The organism is Ruegeria denitrificans (genome assembly GCF_001458295.1).
Classification (GTDB): domain Bacteria; phylum Pseudomonadota; class Alphaproteobacteria; order Rhodobacterales; family Rhodobacteraceae; genus Ruegeria; species Ruegeria denitrificans.
The window spans coordinates 1-19964 of the sequence record NZ_CYUD01000007.1; the positions used below are offsets into that span (position 1 = coordinate 1).

The following is a 19964-nucleotide window of genomic DNA, read 5'->3' on the forward strand; positions in this document are numbered from 1 at the left end:
AGCACTTAGCCTCGCATCGCGCGAGGCCCTTTGCTTTGCACCAACGCCCGGTGCTACAACGGTGCTACACCACATAGAAAATTACAGATACGTCTGCGCTGCGAATCCGCCTTTCGCATAGGCCGAATCTCTCCTCGAAACTAATATCAAACAGATCGGCCGATCTACAAACAGTCCAAAATATATTGGAATATCTATCTCATCTCATCGTGTTTAGAATTTGCGCGGCCAAAAGGTGGCCAGACGCTGGGAATGAAACAAATCAATCACAAGGTATTTCACCGCCACCGTTCAGGGATATGTGATTTTATTCGAGCAACAATTTGTGCGTCATTCTCTAAAAGGGCGGTACTGATTTCCTCAGCAATATTCTGAACTTTCAAGCGTTTATTTGTAACTACGTTTTTGCGCTCGGGTGGTTCTGCAAATCCAAACTTTTCGACCATTATTGAATCGAAGTGCTTGTAATTGAAAAATTCAACGTTACGCAATTGCTCATCGGAACACTTTCCAAAAAACCTGTAATATACACCGGACATGGATTTTTTGTAATAATCCATAGACAATACAGCTGCCACGAATGTGCTGGATACTTCGAAATTCAAACCTTCCTGATTTAGAGCGCGATCCCAAATCTCACAAAAACCCAAAACTGCAGGGCCTTGATCCACACCTTGATAAAACTTGTCCAACCGCTCAACTATCATCGTTGCATTGGAAATGTGAACTTCCAGCGGATCGCGAAATGAAGAGAATATAAAGTCAAATTGAGAAGGGGAATTATGTCGAAAAATGGTGCCATAGTCGTGATGGGCACGAAATAAAATTCCTCTGCTGTTTGGAGCGGCAAAGCAATCTCTAAGCATGGCTAGAAATTGCACTGGGGGTGCATCACATGAAACAACATTCCTTAGCCTTCGTTCGGCAACCGACTCTCCAAAAGTAGTGCCGCCTGTTTTTGGCACATGAATAAACAAAGCTGCTGATGGCTGCGGCAGAATTGAAAGCACTTCAGAAACTAGTTTCCAGCGATCTTCAGGTGATAGTTTGAATTTTGACAGGTCACCAGCACTGTCTGAGAAAGAAACCCCAAATTTTTCTAGGAACAGATCATCAAAGTCTTGCGACATGTCAGCCATGCTTATTCACCTATCTACTTATAATGACTGCAGAGTTGTTGCTTTCTACAGTAAGTTCTGTTTCCAGTTTTTAGTTTCATTCGGGCTTCAGAGAAGTCAGAAATTTATTAATGGCCCGGGAGGATGGTGTATGCAAGGTGTCCATGTCCTTTAATCACCCGTTTTAGCAGGCAATTTGAGGATCTGCGCCGAAGTTCGAACCGCGGATATAATTCTTGCTTTTGAATACACAACACTTTGCCCGCTAGCACGGGATCACACTCATTCTTGCCGGTGCAAACGGTTCATAACATTAACTTTGACACCAATGAAGTTGGTGAGATTGACTAACTTTATGTATCCTGGCCGACTTAACCCGTTGAGGATGCGGGGCTATAACTACGTCACATCAGGTGACTAAGAGCCAGGAGGAAGGGTGAGTTCAGAAAAATGCGCCAGCCACCTTGAGGAGCGCATCATATGCCGATAAGTGGTTTCATGGACAGGTAGACTCTACCTGAGTGGAATACCGCTCAGACTGATCACTTTTCATTCGTGTCTTGATAGTGAAAAAATTTCTTCAGATATCTCTTGGGTGAGGATTTCTTGTGAAAAATAACGACTTCGATCCATTCTGGTTCCGGAACAAGGAACTCTGCGAAGCTCTTCGCGTCGAAGCTGCCTTTCAACCTGACAAATCGTTGCCACGGATAACTGTCGTCACTCCTGCCTTTCGCTCCGGTAAGTACATTCGCGATACTGTGGAGTCAGTCTATCATCAATTCTATCCGAACCTAGAGTATCTCGTTTATGATAGTTGTTCTGATGACGGAACAGCAGAAATTCTTTCGGAGTATTCGTTCCTAGATGCGACTATTGAGAAAGATAATGGACAATCCGATGCCCTAAACAAGGGGTTCAAACGCGCAACAGGCGATATAATCACCTGGCTGAACGCAGACGATATATTTGCGCCCTGGGCCTTGTGGCGGATGGCGATGGCATTTGAAGAGTCCGGCGCAGATCTAGTAGCGGGGCAGGTCGTTCTATTTTCAGGTAATTCTTCAATTAATCTCCACACATATGGTTTGTCTGACGGTCCTTTGATAGAGCGCGAGATTTTGAACCTCGACGGTATGTGGAATACAGGCCAATACTTTTATCAACCTGAAGTTTTCTTTACGCGAGATATCTATGAAAAGGCGGGCGGATATATTTCCGAAAACCTGCATTACAGTATGGATTATGAGCTCTGGCTACGGATGGCTGGCGCTGGTGCAAAAATATCTGGAATCGGCGCACCAATAACATACTTTCGTAAGCACGATGAACAAAAGACCCATGCCGAAAAAGCTTTCAAATCGGAATTGAAGGAAGTTGTTCGCAACTACGTGCCAAAGCGAAATGATCCACCCGTGCACCCTGGGTACAAGTTTGCGCAAAAACGTCCTAGGGTTGTAATGATAAATGATCTGGGATTCCAATACGGTGCGGGCGTGGGCCATCGGCGTATAGCCGAAGCGCTGCGCCTGCAACATTGCGATGTTCATTGCTTTTCGCTTGCAGAAGACGCAAGCGATGAAAATTTAACAATCATTCGAGACTATGAAAGTCTAGTCCTGGCGATCGAAGCACTTGATCCGGACGTCGTCATAATCGGCAACCTTCATGGTGCCGAACGAAAGCATATCTGGCTGTCAGCAGTATTGGATCGGTGGAAGACGCTTTTCTGTCTGCATGATTTTTATATGTTGACCGGCCGATGTGCTTATCCAGGTGGATGTGCGAAGGCAAAAGAAGGTACATGTGATGCGACCTGTCCGACGCCACTTGAATACCCGAAACTTGAACCTGGAAAAATATCTGCGGCGCTGTCTCGTAAACGGAACCTCATAAGGCACCCCAATGCGATGCTTTTGGCGAACTCCGAGTACACCAAGAAAGTGGCCGGTGACATTTTACTTGGAAGCGGTTTTAGTGAACGCGAAATAGCGGGGAAGATCCTTTTAGCGGAACTCGGCATCAACACTCAGCGCTTTTTCCCTGCTTCTGGCGACGAAATACCTGAGATGCGCAAGAGTTTTGGCATCCCTCTTGAGAAAAGGGTCATTTTGATGCCGAGCGGAGACTACGACGATCCGCGTAAAGGGGGCGCAGAGGCTTGGTCCCTCCTGCAAAAACTTCCTGCCGATCAATTTCACGCGTTAGTCATCGGTAGAGGAGTACTGCCCAAAGGGTTGCAGCAAGATATGGTCACCCAGGTGCCCTATGCGAAAGATCTTGATAGGATAGCCGACTACTTCAGAATTTCCGATTTTGTATTAACTGCGTCGTGCGATGAAACATTTGGACAAACAATTGTCGAGGGGGCTCTGTGTGGGGCTGTACCAATCAGTTTGGGCGGCGGCGGCGCTCTTCCTGAAGTTTGCAGTGCTATCAAAGGTTCCTTTCAAGTTTCGAGGCTAGAGCGCAAAGAACAGGCAATCAAAGAAACTGTGGGTTTCCTCCTCGGTATGGCAAACGATCCTGGTGCGTTGGCTGAAAGAAAATTGAAAGTTCGTCTGACGGCGGAGAATAAATTTAGCTTAGGGGCGTTGTCTAGAAGGCTTCATCTAGCGTTCAAACAATCAGGAATCATTTCTGAAAGATCACTGTTCCCAAAGGTAGATTTGGGATTAAACACAAACACCCCGCCAGTAACGGTTCTTGCGGGGCAGATCTCCTTTTTGCAGAATTCTGAAATAGCTTGGACACCGGATGATAAGTTTAATCTTATTGCCCCTCGGTGGTTGAAGAAGCCGGGGCGATTTGAAAGTGTTCTTACAGACAAGCGCAGTTTGCTGCACTTGGCCCTTAGATATCCGCTCAAATGGCCGCGTACCATTCTCATCCATCGGATTAGGCGGCGTTTATTACGGCTGTCTGGAAAATAACATCTTTCGTGATCGGGATTATTGAGGCGCACAGTACTAACTGTGCTGGGATTTCCTGAAAGCGCCCAATACACACACCGATCGTGCCGGCAGAATTTCTTTGCGTGCCGCGTCAAACCCTGTCTTGTCGAAAGAGGACGGTAAACCGTCATAGCCTGCTCTTGCCGGGGATCAGGCCCGCAGGTATCACGTTTGGGTCCAAAGTTGGTGTCGCGTTTTGCACATCGGTTCCAAACGGGCGGGAGGACAGATCATCGTACTGCCATCGCTTTTCAGACGGTTCGGGCGGCGCACCCCGTTTTTGCCGCCAACCCCCGAAGTTCCGCTATGCGTGATTGGTGATGTGCATGGATGTATAGTGCAACTGGAAAAGTTGTTGACCAAGGTACCTCAGGATCACCGGATCGTTCTGGTCGGAGATTACGTCGATCGCGGAGAGCACAGCGCCGAGGTGTTGCGACTGATCAGTGCGCGCCCAGACCTGACCTGCCTGAAAGGCAACCACGAAGAGATGATGCTGTGGTTCCTGAGCGACCCGACGGGTCAGGGTCGAAGGTGGTTGCGGTATGGTGGGCTGCAAACTCTGGCTTCTTTTGACCTGCACGGAGTACAGGCCGAGATGAGCAATGACGAGCTGATAGAATGCCGGGACAGGCTGCAAAAGGCGATGGGCAACACATTGTTCCAGTGGGTGGCCGAGCTGAGGACCTGGGAAATGTCGGGAAATGTCCTGACGGTGCACGCTGGCGCCGATCCCAAAGTTCCGCCCTCAGAGCAGTCTGAAAAGACCCTAATCTGGGGGCATCCGTCTTTTCAGTCAAAAGCCCGCAGGGACGGCGTGTGGGTTGTCCATGGGCATACGATTGTTAATGAGGCCAGCGCGCAGCAAGGTCGGATTTCTATTGATACCGGGGCCTTCGTTACTGGCGTGCTAAGTGCAGTTTGTCTGGACGGAACCGAACCCAGGTTTCTGACGTCACGAGACTGAGGAAATTGACCGTTTCGGCGCAATTCTGTAGTTGCACTTGCTTTTTCCGGTCGAAGCTGAGCAAAATCTTGTCACTGTAATTCACTTCAAATAGGACCTGTTTAAATCACAGATCGGGTTTTGAGCTTATCATGTTAATCACACCTGTCCTCCTTTGCGGAGGGTCCGGAACACGCCTTTGGCCGTTGTCCCGTAAAAGCTATCCTAAACAATTCGTACCGTTGGTTGGTGAAGAGACTTTGTTTCAGGCCTCTGCGCGCCGCTTGTCCGGTGCGGCAGCGGGGCTGGAATTTGCCGCTCCGGTCGTTTTGACCAATTCGGATTTCCGCTTCATCGTAGCCGAGCAATTGCAGGCCGTCGGCATAGATCCCGGTGCCATTCTGATCGAACCCGAAGGTCGCAACACCGCACCGGCGGTTTTGGCCGCTGCGCTGCGCGCCCATGCCGAAGACCCGGATGCGGTGCTGCTGGTTGCGCCGTCCGATCACGTTGTGCCAGATGTGGCCGCGTTTCACGCCGCAGTTGCCCGCGGGCTTGAGGCGGTGGCGCAGGGGCAGTTGGTGACCTTCGGGATCACCCCGACACACCCCGAAACCGCCTATGGATATCTCGAACTGGCAAGCGGGTCGAACAGCGACGGCGCCCCGGTTGCGTTGAAGAAATTCGTCGAAAAACCGGATCTGGCCCGCGCAACCGAGATGTTGGATGCGGGGAATTTCAAGTGGAATGCAGGGATTTTCCTGTTCCGTGCCTCGGACATGATTGGCGCCTTCCGGACCCATGCGCCCGAATTGATGGCACCTGTTGAAGCAGCGGTCGAAACGGCAACGCCGGATCTGGGCTTTTTGCGTCTGAACCCTGAACCTTGGGGGCAGGCCGAAGATATCTCGATCGACTATGCGGTGATGGAGAAGGCGACGAACCTGTCGGTTGTTCCGTTTGACGCGGCCTGGTCTGATCTGGGTGGCTGGGATGCGGTCTGGCGCGAAAGCGGGCCGGATGCGGACGGCGTGGTGACCAGCGGCGGGGCGACGGCGATTGATTGTCACAACGCACTTTTGCGCTCGGACAGTGACCAACTGGAGCTGGTGGGCATCGGGCTGGAGAACATCATTGCAGTCGCCATGAACGACGCAGTTCTTGTGGCGGATTCTTCGCGGGCACAAGACGTCAAGAAAGCCGTGAGCGCGCTAAAGGAAAAAGGCGCTGCTCAGGCCACAACCTTCCCCAAGGACCATCGCCCTTGGGGATGGTTCGAAAGCTTGGTGGTTGGAGATCGGTTCCAGGTCAAGCGCATTCACGTTCATCCCGGCGCGTCGCTGAGCCTGCAAAGTCATGTCCATCGCTCGGAACACTGGATCGTGGTTGAAGGCACAGCCCTTGTGACAATCGACGATACGGAACAGTTGGTAAGCGAAAACCAATCAGTCTATATCCCACTGGGAGCTGTTCACCGGATGGAAAACCCCGGCAAGGTGCCAATGGTTCTGATCGAAGTTCAAACCGGAACCTATCTTGGTGAAGATGACATCGTGCGCTACGAAGATATCTACGCGCGCGGCCAGGGCGCAAAAGGCTGACGACCTAGGGGCTCTGTGGTTATACGCAGACAATATGAGACCAACCTTGCCATCGAAAATTAGGTGGCAAGGATATCGGTATTCGTAAGGGAACCCTTTGGGTGTTAATCTGCCCCAAAAAGGTCGCGTGTGAAGACCTTGTCGCTGACATCGCGAATCTCGTCCGAGATACGGTTCGCGACGATCAGGTCGGCCTGTTGCTTAAAGGCGTCAAGATCGCTGATCACCGGTGAATGAAAGAAATGCTCCTCAGCCAACACTGGTTCATAGACGATGACTTGAATGCCCTTGGCCTTGATCCGCTTCATGATGCCCTGAACCGAGCTCTGGCGGAAATTGTCGCTGCCGTCCTTCATGACCAGCCGGTAAATGCCGACCGTTTTGGGCCCTTTCATCAGGATCTGATCACTTAGGAAATCTTTGCGTGTGCGATTGGCATCGACGATGGCGCGGATCAGGTTCTGCGGCACATGGTTGTAATTTGCCAGCAGTTGCTTGGTGTCCTTGGGCAGGCAATAGCCGCCATACCCGAAAGACGGGTTGTTGTAATGCGTGCCGATGCGCGGATCTAGGCTGACCCCTTCGATGATCTGGCGCGAATCCATGCCCCCGGCCAGGGAATAGCTGTCGAGCTCGTTGAAAAAGGCCACGCGCATGGCAAGGTAAGTATTGGCGAACAGCTTGATCGCCTCGGCCTCGTCCGGGTCGGTGAACAGTACCGGTGCATCCTTGGATACCGCCCCTTCCAGCAGCAGATCAGCAAAGGCTTTGGCCCTGTCAGATCGTTCGCCGACGATGATCCGGCTGGGATGCAGGTTGTCGTGCAGGGCTTGCCCCTCGCGCAGAAATTCCGGTGAGAAGATCACGTTATCGGTGCTAAAACGCGCGCGGGCCTCAGTGACGAACCCTACGGGGATGGTGGATTTAATTACGATGATCGCCTCGGAATTCAACCTTGTCACCTGCTCGATTACCGTTTCAACCGAACTGGTGTCGAAATAGTTGCTGCGGGGGTCATAGTTGGTTGGGGTGGCGACAACGACAAAATCTACGCCGCCAAATGCGGTTTCTGGGTCGGTGGTGGCCGTCAGATTCAAGGCGCGGTTGGTCAGAAAATCCGTGATCTCGGCATCCTGCATCGGACTTTCACGCCGATTGAGCATGTCCACGCGGTCTGCCGACACATCCAGGGCGACAACTTCGTGATTTTGCGCCAGCAATACCGCGTTGGACAAGCCAACATATCCAATCCCGGCAATCGCTATCTTCATATCTTGGGTCCTTGTCTAACCTTTGGGCGGCACGTCCGACTTACCATAATCTTGTTTTCGTTGCGTGATAAGCCTTTGAAAGAAGTGAAGGCAATGATTTGGTGCGAGCGGTTGTCGCGCACGGGAAAGGTGACTTCTAGCCAAAAGGCAAGTGTCGCGGGCTCGGCACTGATGCCTATTACATTCAGTCGATCATTGCGCTTGAGATTGTGGCGCGGTCGACGGAATACCCGATTGCATTGTTCATTCTGATTTCAAAGGCCAATGATAGGAAACGCCATGTTCGGTCTGATCGTCAAGAATGCCACCCTGACCGATGGCCAAACCGGCATTGATACTGCATGTGCCGAAGGAAAAATCGCCGCCATTGAGGTGGGGATTGCTGCCGAAACTGGCGAAGTGATCGACGCGAAAGGTCAATTGGTTTCACCCCCATTTGTCGATCCGCCTTTCCACATGGATGCGGCTCTATCTTTGGGAAATCCGCGTATGAACCTCTCCGGCACCTTGCTGGGTGGTATCGCGCTGTGGGGTGAGTTGAAACCAATCCAAAGTATCGACAACATCATTTCCCGGGCCCTGCGAAATTGTGAGCTGGCCGTGGCCAAGGGCATGGGTGCGATCCGCACCCATGTGGATACCTGCGATGATGATCTGAAAGGCGTGCAGGCCCTGTTGCAGGTGCGCGAGCAGGTGAAAGACTATCTGGATCTGCAATTGGTCGCTTTCCCTCAGGACGGCGTTTTACGCGACCCATCTGCGATGCAGAACACACTCCAGCATTGGATATGGGCGTAGATGTTGTCGGCGGTATCCCGCATTTCGAACGCACCATGACTGAGGGCGCCAAATCCGTGCGCCTGTTATGTGAAATCGCAGCCGAACGTGGGTTGATGGTTGATATGCATTGTGACGAAAGTGACGATCCTCAAAGCCGCCATATCGAAACATTGGCCTATGAAACCCAGCGTTTGGGTCTGAATGGGCGGGTCGCAGGGTCACACCTGTCCTCGATGCATTCGATGGACAACTATTATGCCTCCAAGCTGATCCCTCTGATGGTCGAGACTGGTGTACACGCTGTTCCAAACCCGTTGATCAACATCATGTTGCAGGGTCGCCACGACACCTACCCCAAACGCCGAGGTCTGACCCGCGTGCGGGAACTGCGCGATGCTGGGGTCACGGTGGGTTTGGGTCGGATTGCATGATGGATCCTTGGTATTCGCTGGGTAAGGCCGACATGCTGGATGTGGCCTTTATGGGGTTGCATGTGGGGCAGCTCTCCAGCCGGATCGATATGGCCTGGTGCTTTGATGCGGTCACCGAGAATTCAGCGCGAATCCTGGGGCTGGAAGGGTACGGCGTGGCCAAAGGCTGTGCGGTGAATTTTGTGTTGCTGCAGGCCTGTGACAAGGTCGAGGCGATCCGGTTGCGGGCCCATCGTCTGGCCGTGGTGCGCAAGGGGCGCGTCATTGTCCGGTCGGCCCCCTGACACATGACTTGAACCTGCCAACTGGGCAAAAGACGCTGGACGAAGCGAAGGTCCCGTTTGTCTGAATTGCGCTGACTGATCTAAGTTTCCCCTAGGTCAATTCGCGCAGACTCAATCTATTGTTGCAACAATCAAAATGATCTGGATGATCATGTGCACCAAGGCTGCAGAAAGCGGCCGGCCGTCACAACGACGGCACTAACAAAGAACCGGGGAGAATAAGATGATCCTAAGAAATCTGATGATTGCCGCCAGTGCAACTGCGCTGATGGCTGCTGGCGCTTCGGCTGAAACCCTGCGATGGGCACGGGCTGGTGACGCGTTGACACTGGATCCGCACTCGCAAAACGAAGGCCCGTCACACACCATTCGCCACCAGATGTATGAGCCGCTGATCATCCGCGACGTGACCGGCGCGTTTGAACCTGCACTGGCGACCGAATGGGGCCCCAAGGCCGATGATCCGAACGTTTGGGTTTTCAAACTGCGCGAGGGTGTAAAATTCCATGACGGCGCAGACTTCAACGCCGAAGATGTGGTGTTCAGCTTTGAACGGGCCAAGCAACCGAATTCCGACATGAAAGAGCTGATCGGCTCGATCACCGAAGTGCGCGCGGTTGACGATTACACGGTTGAGATTGTCACCGATGGTCCGAACCCGATCCTGCCGTCGAACCTGACCAACCTGTTCATTCTGGACAAGGGTTGGGCCGAGGCGAATAACACTGTCAATGTGCAGGATTTCGAGGGCGGCGAAATCACCTATGCCACCACCAATGCCAACGGTACGGGGCCATATGTCCTTCAAAGCCGCGAACCCGACGTCAAGACAGTGATGGTACGCAACGACAATTATTGGGGCATCGACCAGTTCCCCATGGAAGTGACCGAGATTGTCTATACTCCGATCCAGAACGCTGCGACCCGTGTTGCGGCGATGTTGTCGGGTGAGGTGAACTTCCTGCAGGATATGCCGGTGCAAGACATTGACCGCGTCAATGGTGCCGATGGCCTGATGGTCAAGCAAGCCCCGCAGAACCGCGTGATCTTTTTTGGCATGAACCAAGGTGCGGACGACATCGAAGCGGACAATGTGGACGGGAAGAACCCACTGTCTGATGTGCGGGTGCGTCAGGCTATGTCGATGGCGATCAACCGTGATGCGATCAAGCAGGTCGTGATGCGCGGCCAGTCACAGCCCGCAGGCATGATCGCACCGCCTTTCGTGAATGGCTGGACCTCTGATATGGACGGTGAGTCCACCACTGACCTGGCCAAGGCCAAAGAACTGATGGCCGAGGCAGGATATGCCGATGGCTTCTCGCTACGGCTGGATTGTCCGAATGATCGGTACATCAATGATGAAGCGATCTGTCAGGCGGCTGTTGGGATGCTGGGCCAGATCGGCGTGACCGTGAATCTGGACGCAAAGCCCAAGGCGCAGCATTTCCCGTTGATCACCGATGGCAAGACAGATTTCTACATGCTGGGTTGGGGTGTGCCGACATATGACTCGGAATACATTTTCAACTTCCTTGTGCACGGGCGCGAAGACGATATCGGCACGTGGAACGGCACCGGCTATCAGGACGACGCGCTGGACGCGAAGATCAAGTCTCTGGCCTCGAATACCGACCTTGATGCCCGGAATGCCGATATCGCAGATATCTGGCGTGTGGTGCAGGACAATGCACTTTACATCCCCATTCATCACCAGGTTCTGAATTGGGGCATGGCCGAAGGTGTGGGCATCGAAGTGGATGCCGAAGACCAGCCCAAGGTCAAATACTTCACTCTGAATTAACCTCTTCAGATCAGCGACTTGGCAGGGCGTGAGAATCACGCCCTGCCTATTGCGGTATCCTTCAACACCGCCCCACTGCGGAAGACAAAGGGAGATTTCGCCATGACCCTTAGAAAAAGCGCCATTGGCTTGGCCTTGCTGGCCGCCACCGGTGTTCAGGCCGCCGAGTTTAAATGGGCCTCAACCACCGATCCGCAAACGATGGACCCGCACGCGGTCAACTCGGCCCCGGTTCTGGGCTTTCTCAACAACGTTTACGAAGGCCTAGTCCGCCGCGACAAGGATATGAGCGTTGAACCCGCGCTTGCAGTCAGTTGGGAGCCGATCGGTGACGGCGAAGGCTGGCGGTTCAACTTGCGTGAAGGTGTGACCTTTCACGATGGCAGCGGCTTTGATGCGCAGGACGTGCTGTTCAGCTATCAGCGCGCCTCGGGCGAGGCGGCTGATACCCGCAGCTGGTTTGCGCCGATCAGCGAGGTGAAGGTTATTGACGATTATACCGTCGATTTCATGACTACCGCGCCGAACCCGCTATTCCCGTCATCCATTGCCAACTGGATGATCATGGATCAGGGCTGGACCGAGGCCAACGACGCCACCGTGCCCGACAAGGAAACCGGCAACTACGCCACGCTCAACGCCAATGGCACCGGCGCGTTCAAAGTCACCACGCGCGAGCCGGGCCTGCGCACGGTGCTGGAACCATTCGGTGATTGGTGGGGCGAGGCCGAACATAATATCACCAGCGCCGAATTCACTCCGATACAGAATCCGGCCACCGCTGTTGCGGCGCTGTTGTCGGGTGATGTCGATATGATCAACCCGGTGCCTATTCAGGACGTGGCGCGCCTGCAAGGCAACGATGAGGTGGAAATCATTCAGGGGATCGAAGCGCGTGTGATCATGCTGGGCTTTGATCATCAGGCCGAAACGCTGAAATACACCGATGATGCGGGCAAACCGAACCCGTTCCGCGATCCGCGCGTCCGCAAGGCCGTGGCGCAGGCGGTGAATGTCGACGCTATTATGTCCACCATCATGCGCGGCAATGCCGAAGCCGCCTCGCAACTGGTTAGCCCCGCCATGAGCGGTTACTCCGCTGCCCATGCCAACCGCCCTGCTTACGATGTCGAGGCTGCCAAGGCGCTGCTGGCCGAGGCGGGGTATGCAGATGGCTTTTCCTTCGGGTTGAAATGTCCCAACGACCGCTATCTGAATGACGAGGCCGTCTGTCAGGCCGTCGTCTCGATGCTGGCGCAGATCGGGGTCACCGCAGAGCTGGACGCCATGCCCGTGCGCAACTACTGGCCTGAACTGCGCGAGGATAATTACGACATGTACCTGCTGGGTTGGAGCCCCGGCACATTCGACGCCGAACACCCGGTGCGATTCCTTGTGGCAACGCCAAATGAGGAAAAGAAGCTGGGCAGCTGGAATTTCGGCGGCTTCTCGAATGCGCGCGTGGATGAGCTGTTGCCGGCAATTCAATCGGAACTGGATGAAACTAAACGTCAGGCCATGCTGGATGAGGTCACGCAGATCATTCAGGACGAACAGGTCTATGTGCCGATGTATGTGCAGCCCCTGGTTTGGGGCACGCGCAGCAATGTCGACCTGACGCAGCGCCCGGATAACTTCTTTCTGCTGCGCTGGGTGACGGTGAACTGATGGAACGTCGCGTCTGACTGTTAGCGATACCTTGACCAACTGGTCAAAGCCAGCCTAGAGAGACCGATCAACGAGGGAAACGAATGTTCGCATATATCGTCCGAAGGATGTTCCAATCCGTGATCGTGCTGCTGGTCGTGGGTTTGGTGGCCTTTTCGATGTTCCGCTTTGTCGGCGATCCGATCGACAACATGCTGGGGCAGGAACGCACGCAGGCCGACATTGAGCGGCTGCGCACCGAGTTGGGGTTGGATCAGCCCTTCCCGGTCCAGTATTTCAAGTTCCTGCAAGGCGCGGTGCAGGGAAACTTTGGTGTCTCGTACCGTCAGGGACGTCCGGTTTCGACCATCATTGCCGAGCGTGCGCCTGCAACGCTGGAACTGGCTTTTGTCTCGGGCTTTTTGGCCATTACCTTGGGGATCGCGCTGGGCGTGTTTACCGCGATCCGACGACAAGGGGTCGCGGCGAACGTCATCATGACGATATCCCTGATTGGGGTGTCCTTGCCCACCTTCCTGATCGGGATATTGCTCATCTACATCTTTTCGGTTGAACTGGACCTCCTCCCCAGCTTTGGGAGGGGCGAAACAGTTAAGATCGGCAACTGGTCGACGGGGTTCCTGACGGCCTCGGGCCTGAAGGCGCTGATTCTGCCGGCGATCACGCTGGGTCTGTATCAAATGACGCTGATCATGCGGCTGGTGCGGTCGGAAATGCTTGAGGTGATGCGCGCCGATTACGTCCGCTTTGCCCGCGCCCGCGGATTGTCGGATCGGGTGATCAACTTCCGCCACGCGCTGAAGAATACGCTGGTGCCGGTGATCACCATCACCGGATTGCAGCTGGGGTCGATCATCGCCTTCGCCATCATCACCGAAACGGTGTTCCAGTGGCCGGGCGTTGGGCTGCTGTTCATCAACGCAATCCAGTTTGTCGACATCCCCGTCATGGCCGCCTATCTGATGCTGATTTCGGTGATGTTCGTGACGATCAACCTGATTGTCGATCTTCTTTACTATGCCATTGACCCGCGCCTGCGTGTCGACGCGAGGGCCACATGACCGATACCATCGAAACCCCGCCACCCGCGCCCAAGTCGCGTTTCGACAAATTCTGGGACAGTGATTTTGCATGGTCCTACCGGCATTCCCCGGTTGCCATCATCGCCTCGGTTGTGGTGGTCATCCTTGTGCTGGCAGCCATCTTTGCACCGCTGATCGCGCCCTATAACCCGTTTGACCCGGCATCGCTGAACCTGATGAACGGGTTTACGCCGCCGGGCACACCAAATGCGTTCACGCAGGACACCTTTCTGTTGGGCACTGACGATCAAGGGCGCGACGTGTTTTCGACCATCCTGTATGGTATGCGCATTTCCCTGTTTGTCGGTGCAGCAGCGGTGCTGTTGGCAATGATCATCGGCGTGATCCTAGGGCTGGTCGCCGCCTATTTCGGCGGCTGGGTTGAGACGCTGATCATGCGAATTGCCGATGTTCAGCTGACCTTTCCAGCCATTCTGGTCGCAATGCTTATCTTTGGTATCGCGAAAGGCGTGACTCCGCCGGAATACCGCAACGAGATGGCAATTTATGTTTTGATCATAGCCATTGCCCTGTCAGACTGGGTGCAGTTTGCCCGTGTCGTGCGTGGCGCGGCACTGGTGGAAAAGAACAAGGAATACGTGCAGGCCGCGCGCCTGATCGGGCGCGGGTCGATTCCGATCATGTTCCGCCACATTCTACCCAACGTCCTCAGCCCGGTTCTGGTGATCGCCACCATATCACTGGCATTGGCGATCATTGCCGAAGCAACGCTGAGCTTCCTTGGTGTCGGTGCGCCGCCGACCCAACCGTCTCTGGGCACGCTGATCCGCATCGGGCAGGGCTTCCTGTTCTCGGGCGAGTGGTGGATCCTGTTCTTTCCGGCCTGCACCCTTTTGGCGCTGGCCCTGTCTGTGAACCTGCTGGGCGACTGGCTGCGCGATGCGCTGAACCCCAAGCTGCGGTGATTACATGAGCCTTCTGACGATCAACGACCTGACGGTCGAATTTCCGACGCGCCGCCAACTGTTCACCGCCGTTGACCACGTGGACCTGTCCGTTGAGCCGGGCGAAATCCACGGTCTGGTGGGCGAATCCGGCGCGGGTAAATCCACTATCGGTGCGGCTATCATGGGTCTGCTGGACCGACCCGGCCGTATTGCCAGCGGCACCATCAAGCTGAGCGGCGACGAGATCAGCGGTCTGGATACCGAAGCGATGCGCGGGCTGCGCGGCAAGAAGATCTCGATGATCTTTCAGGACCCGCTGACCTCGCTGAACCCTCTGTTCACAGTGCGCGAGCAATTGGTTGAGACCATTCAAGCCCATTTGGGTGGTTCGGACGCCGAGGTCAACAAACGCGCCCGTGACCTGATTGACCGTGTGGGTATCCCCGATCCTGACACCCGGTTGGATCAATACCCGCACCAGTTTTCAGGCGGCATGCGCCAGCGCGTGGTGATTGCGTTGGCCCTGTGCACCGAACCGGATGTAATCATCGCGGATGAGCCGACAACGGCGCTGGACGTATCAGTTCAGGCGCAGATTCTGGACCTGATCAAGGAACTGGCAACTGAACGGCAGGTCGGTGTCATCCTGATCACCCACGATATGGGCGTGATCGCAGACACCACCGACAAGGTGACGGTGATGTATGCGGGCAAAGTGGTGGAAACCGGCCCGACAGCGCAGGTCATGGGTCAACCCAGCCACGAATACACAAAGTCGCTGATCGCCGCCGTGCCGCGCCCGACGCTGAAATTGCACCGCTTTCCGCAGATCAGCTATGGCGGTCGCGAGACTCGGTTTGCCATTGACGACATGGCGCGGCACTGGCCCAAGGTGGACAACGACACCACCAAACCGGTGTTCGAGATCCGCAATCTGACCAAGAAGTTCCTGCAGCGCAAAGGCCTGCTCCCTTGGGACCGCACCTATTTTACTGCAGTGGATGATGTCAGCTTTGATATCCGCGCGGGAGAGGTGTTTGGGGTTGTGGGTGAATCCGGCTCGGGTAAATCCACTGTGGCACGGATGATTGCGGGGCTTTACCCAGTTGATGGCGGCACCATCACGTTCGAGGGGCAGGTGGTCAGCGACCTGACCAACCGGGCCGCGCTGGATGCGTATCGCAAGAACATCCAGATGATCTTTCAGGACCCTTATTCGTCTTTGAACCCTCGGATGCGGGTAGACGATATCGTGGCCGAGCCAATCCGCCATCACAAGCTGATGGAAGGGTCCGATGTAAAACGCCGCGTCGATGAACTGCTGGATCAGGTCGGACTGGGGCATGAGGCCGGGCTGAAATACCCGCATGAGTTCTCGGGCGGGCAGCGTCAGCGCATCTCGATTGCGCGTGCCTTGGCCACTCAGCCGCGCTTTTTGATCTGCGACGAACCGACCAGCGCGCTGGATGTGTCCATTCAGGCGCAGATCCTGAACATCCTGAAAGACCTACAGGAACATCTGGGCCTGACGCTGCTGTTCATTAGCCACGACTTGCCGGTTGTTCGTCAGATGTGCGACCGGGTGGCGGTGATGAAACAGGGCAAAGTTGTCGAGTTGCAAGAGACCAACGACCTGTTCGCCAACCCGCAGACGGATTACGCCAGTGAATTGCTGCGGCTGATGCCCAGACTGGATGATCTGTCGACCGAGGGGCTGAGTGCCGAACTCTGAGGCCCCAATTCGGACATCTGGGCGTACATAAACATTAATTTCGTTAACCATTGCAGACTCAGGCGGGTCTGCTGTGCTAGGTCTGTCACTGAAGTTGGGGGCTTCAGAGGGGCGACATGTCTCAGGACCTTAGGGACTGGCTAAGCGCACTTGGACTATCTGACTATGCGCAAGCCTTTTTGGATAACAAAATTGATTTCGCAATTTTGCCCGATCTGACGGGCGAAGACCTGATCGAAATCGGAGTGACCGCTGTCGGAGACCGCCGCAGGCTGCTGCGCGCGATTGCAGAGCTTGAGACGATCGAAACCGTTCAACCCTATGAGCCGGAAACCCCGCTGGAACCCGCCAAGCGGCAGGTCACGGTCATGTTTGCCGACCTGACCGGGTTTACGCGCCTGACCAGCGAACTCGATGCCGAGGACATGCATGAACTGCTGAACGCGTTTTTCGCCAAGGTGGATCATGTGGTCGAGAAATTCGGTGGTCGGATCGACAAGCATATCGGCGACGCGGTGATGGCGGTGTTCGGCGCGCCGATCTCGCACACCAATGATACCGAACGGGCGGCGCGGGCGGCGTTGGAAATCCATGCGGTGCTGCCCGGTTTGAACCCGCCGCTGTCGTGTCACATCGGCATCGCGTCGGGACAGGTGATCGCCAGCACTACCGGCAGTCAGGCGCATACAGAATATACGGTGACGGGCGACGGTGTGAACCTGGCGTCGCGCATCACCGATATGGCGACGCCGGGTGATACTTTGGTGTCGCATGACATTCAGCGTGCGTTAGGGCCGCTTTTCGTCGGTGAGTCGTTGGGTGAAAAGCCCATCAAGGGGCTGAACGAGCCGGTCGAGCTGTGGCGGCTGGACCGGATGGCCCGCAACATCCGCTCGCGCCGGCACCGCTTTGTCGGGCGCGAGCGTGAGATGTCGCTGTTCTCGGCCACGTTCGATCGCTGCCAGCAGCACGGAAAAGGTGAGGTACATATCATTCTGGGCGAGCCGGGCATCGGCAAAACCCACTTGTCCGAACAAGTGGCTGAGATGGCCGCAGGTCTCAACTACTCGATCCACAACGGCGTCGTCATGGATTTCGGCGCGCGTGAGGGGCATTCAGCCATCCAGTCCGTTGCGCGCAGTATTTTGGGGCTTGAGGCCATAGATGATGCTGCCACTTGCGCGACAATGGCACAGGATGCGGTGAACAAAGGCTGGGTGTCGCCGTCCAACGCGACGCATCTGAACGCCCTGCTGGAACTGGATCAGGACCCCGGCCTGGCCGAGGTTTATGCGGTAATGGATAACGCCACCCGCCTGCGCGGACGGCGGCAAGTGATCGACGAACTGATTGCCGCTCGCAGCCGCGACGCGCCGATGCTGATCCAGATTGAAGATATCCACTGGGCTGCCCCCGAAATCCTGACCGCTTGCGCCCATATTGCTGCGACCACACGCGATTTACCTTGCGTGCTGTTGATGACCAGCCGGGTCGAGGGTGATCCGATTAACCGTGAATGGCAGATGGGGACCGAGGGGGCGCTGATCTCGAAACTGGAACTGGCGCCGATGGGGGATGAGCAGGCCCGCCAGCTGGTTCAGGAGTTCACCGGCGTAGACCCCGAGCTGCTGGAAGCCTGCGTGCGACGCGCCGGGGGCAACCCTCTGTTTCTTGAGCAACTCTTGCGCAATATTGATGTGCTGAAACGCGAATCCGTACCGGGCAGTATTCAGGGCATCGTGCAGTCGCGTCTGGATGCACTGGATCGGCGCAGTCGGGCGGCGATTCAGGCGGCCTCGGTGCTGGGGCAGCGGTTTTCGCCAGAGGTGCTGAACTTTGTTCTGGGTGAGGGGCATCTGGATACCTCGACCCTGATCCGGTCCGCCCTGATCCGCGAGGCGGGAACCGATCTGATGTTTGCCCACGCGCTGATCCGCGACGGGTCTTATGCAACGCTGGTGAAATCCGAGCGCGCGCGGCTGCACCGTCAGGCTGCGAAATGGTTCGAGGATCGCGACGCCACCCTGCGCGCTCAGCACTTGGACCGGGCGGGTGCCACCAATGCGGCGCAGGCCTATCTGGAAGCAGCTGAAAAATTGATCCAGGCATTCCAATTCGACGATGCCAGCCCTTTGATCGAACGGGCGCTGGAACTGCCCGCACCATCCGGCGTGCGGTTCGATCTGTTCTGTGCTCGTGGGGAAACCCACCGGTTGCAGGGCTTGTCGGATGACGCCCTGCGCGAATTCAAAGAAGCCGCCGATCTGGCCGAAACGGATGAGCAGACCGCCCGTGCCCATATCGGGCTGGCGCAGGCCGCTCGGCAGGCCAGCTCGTACAAAGAAGCGTTGCAAAGCCTCGACACGGCCGAGATCGCCGCAGAGCGATCCGGATCGGAGCGGGACATTGCGCAAATCAATTATGTCCGTGGCAATGTGTACTTCCCGCTGGGTCGGGTCGACGATGCGCTGCAAAGCAACGAAAAGGCTCTAACACTGGCCAGAAAGCTGGAATCTGCACGACTTGAGGTTGGCGCGCTCAGCGGATTTGGTGATGCGAATTTCATGAATGCGACCATGCAGACTGCATCGGGGTTTTATACTCAGGCGGTGGAGCGGGCGCGCGAAAAGGGGCTGGTGCGCGATCTGGCGGCGAACCTGCACAATCTCAGCGTGGCGCGCAGCTATACCGGTGATGTGGCGCAAGGCAAACTGGATGCACAGGAAGCCATTGATGTGTCCCAAAAATACTTTGCCTTTGTGCCGGAATGCGTAGCCCAGACCTGTCTGGGCGTAGCGCATACTTTTCTGGGCGAGTTGGATCAGGCCTTGGAGACGTTCACAGTTTCAGCCGAAATTGCCAACCGTGTTGGTGCGAAACGGCTTGAGGCGCAGGCGTTAGAGCATCTGGCCCGCACACAAGTCTACGCGGGGCAGTTGGACGCGGCTCGGGAGACCGGTCAGCGGGCTGTCGATATCGCGCTGGAACATGGGCGGAATTTCGTAGGACCAAAGGCACTGTCGGCGCTGGCCATGGCTGAGAAAGACCCTAACAAACAGGATCAGCATCTGAAACTGGGTGCACAGATCATCGCCGAAGGCTGTGTCGGACACAGCCACTTGCATTTCTATCCCGATGCCAGCGCCGTCATGTTGACGCGACAGGAATGGGACAGGGCGACTGAATATGTTGACGCGCTGGCGAAATTCACCGCCGGTGAACCCTTGCCGATGGTCGACTTGTCGATACAGCACGCACGGGTTCTGGCCGCGTGTGGAGGGTGGGGCATCCCCATGGACGCGCACGAGGAATTCGAAGCGCTGGGCGCGCGCTTTGCCGAGATGGGCATCACGCAGTCTCTGGTCGGACGGTTGAACTAGGCAGG

General features: G+C 55.5%; 11 protein-coding genes and 1 pseudogene. 10 read left to right on the forward strand and 2 right to left on the reverse strand.

The genetic code is table 11. The features are described from left to right. Nucleotides 1-278: 278 nt before the first annotated feature. Nucleotides 279-1139, reverse strand: coding sequence for a hypothetical protein (locus RUE5091_RS23085; protein WP_131726305.1), 861 nt, complete (start codon nt 1137-1139; stop codon nt 279-281). Between the two features lie 587 nt (nt 1140-1726). Between RUE5091_RS23085 and RUE5091_RS11570 the strand changes: the two genes are divergently transcribed. The 3 genes from RUE5091_RS11570 to RUE5091_RS11580 all read left to right on the forward strand — a co-directional run bounded on the left by RUE5091_RS11570 (nt 1727) and on the right by RUE5091_RS11580 (nt 6619). Next, complete coding sequence (locus RUE5091_RS11570) at nt 1727-4051, forward strand: glycosyltransferase (protein WP_058282087.1); 2325 nt, start codon at nt 1727-1729, stop codon at nt 4049-4051. 331 nt (nt 4052-4382) lie between these two features. Then, nucleotides 4383-5039, forward strand: a complete 657-nt coding sequence (locus RUE5091_RS11575) for a metallophosphoesterase family protein (RefSeq protein ID WP_279385380.1) — start codon at nt 4383-4385, stop codon at nt 5037-5039. A 131-nt stretch (nt 5040-5170) separates the two neighbouring features. Then, the gene (locus RUE5091_RS11580; protein WP_058282088.1) at nt 5171-6619 is read left to right on the forward strand and encodes a mannose-1-phosphate guanylyltransferase/mannose-6-phosphate isomerase; all 1449 of its coding nucleotides are present in this window, start codon (nt 5171-5173) and stop codon (nt 6617-6619) included. 104 nt (nt 6620-6723) lie between these two features. Here the strand turns inward: RUE5091_RS11580 and RUE5091_RS11585 are convergent, their stop codons facing one another. Further along, nucleotides 6724-7890, reverse strand: a complete 1167-nt coding sequence (locus RUE5091_RS11585; protein ID WP_058282089.1) for a nucleotide sugar dehydrogenase — start codon at nt 7888-7890, stop codon at nt 6724-6726. 279 nt (nt 7891-8169) lie between these two features. Here RUE5091_RS11585 and RUE5091_RS11590 point away from each other — a divergent pair. From RUE5091_RS11590 to RUE5091_RS11620, 7 genes and pseudogenes are all read left to right on the forward strand, one after another. Next, nucleotides 8170-9385: pseudogene (locus tag RUE5091_RS11590) on the forward strand (amidohydrolase family protein). A 223-nt stretch (nt 9386-9608) separates the two neighbouring features. Then, on the forward strand, nt 9609-11189 hold the full coding sequence (locus RUE5091_RS11595; protein WP_082643637.1) for an ABC transporter substrate-binding protein: 1581 nt from the start codon (nt 9609-9611) through the stop codon (nt 11187-11189). Between the two features lie 102 nt (nt 11190-11291). Then, a complete protein-coding gene (locus RUE5091_RS11600) occupies nt 11292-12857 on the forward strand; it encodes an ABC transporter substrate-binding protein (RefSeq protein WP_058282091.1) in 1566 nt (521 codons plus the stop codon). Nucleotides 12858-12940: 83 nt separating this feature from the next. Continuing rightward, the gene (locus RUE5091_RS11605; protein WP_058282092.1) at nt 12941-13918 is read left to right on the forward strand and encodes an ABC transporter permease; all 978 of its coding nucleotides are present in this window, start codon (nt 12941-12943) and stop codon (nt 13916-13918) included. Further along, on the forward strand, nt 13915-14865 hold the full coding sequence (locus tag RUE5091_RS11610; protein ID WP_058282093.1) for an ABC transporter permease: 951 nt from the start codon (nt 13915-13917) through the stop codon (nt 14863-14865). The genes RUE5091_RS11605 and RUE5091_RS11610 overlap by 4 nt, the downstream gene beginning before the upstream one ends. Nucleotides 14866-14869: 4 nt before the next feature. Further along, nucleotides 14870-16579, forward strand: a complete 1710-nt coding sequence (locus RUE5091_RS11615) for an ABC transporter ATP-binding protein (protein WP_058282094.1) — start codon at nt 14870-14872, stop codon at nt 16577-16579. Between the two features lie 116 nt (nt 16580-16695). Then, nucleotides 16696-19959, forward strand: coding sequence for an adenylate/guanylate cyclase domain-containing protein (locus RUE5091_RS11620; RefSeq protein ID WP_058282095.1), 3264 nt, complete (start codon nt 16696-16698; stop codon nt 19957-19959). Nucleotides 19960-19964 lie beyond the last annotated feature (5 nt).

Bases quoted from the DNA above. Each gene is read 5' to 3' on its own strand.
- RUE5091_RS11585 (WP_058282089.1), bottom strand. From the start codon at position 7,890: ATGAAGATAGCGATTGCCGGGATTGGATATGTTGGCTTGTCCAACGCG.
- RUE5091_RS11615 (WP_058282094.1), top strand. From the start codon at position 14,870: ATGAGCCTTCTGACGATCAACGACCTGACGGTCGAATTTCCGACGCGC.
- RUE5091_RS11610 (WP_058282093.1), top strand. From the start codon at position 13,915: ATGACCGATACCATCGAAACCCCGCCACCCGCGCCCAAGTCGCGTTTC.
- RUE5091_RS11600 (WP_058282091.1), top strand. From the start codon at position 11,292: ATGACCCTTAGAAAAAGCGCCATTGGCTTGGCCTTGCTGGCCGCCACC.
- RUE5091_RS23085 (WP_131726305.1), bottom strand. From the start codon at position 1,139: ATGGCTGACATGTCGCAAGACTTTGATGATCTGTTCCTAGAAAAATTT.
- RUE5091_RS11605 (WP_058282092.1), top strand. From the start codon at position 12,941: ATGTTCGCATATATCGTCCGAAGGATGTTCCAATCCGTGATCGTGCTG.
- RUE5091_RS11580 (WP_058282088.1), top strand. From the start codon at position 5,171: ATGTTAATCACACCTGTCCTCCTTTGCGGAGGGTCCGGAACACGCCTT.
- RUE5091_RS11595 (WP_082643637.1), top strand. From the start codon at position 9,609: ATGATCCTAAGAAATCTGATGATTGCCGCCAGTGCAACTGCGCTGATG.
- RUE5091_RS11620 (WP_058282095.1), top strand. From the start codon at position 16,696: ATGTCTCAGGACCTTAGGGACTGGCTAAGCGCACTTGGACTATCTGAC.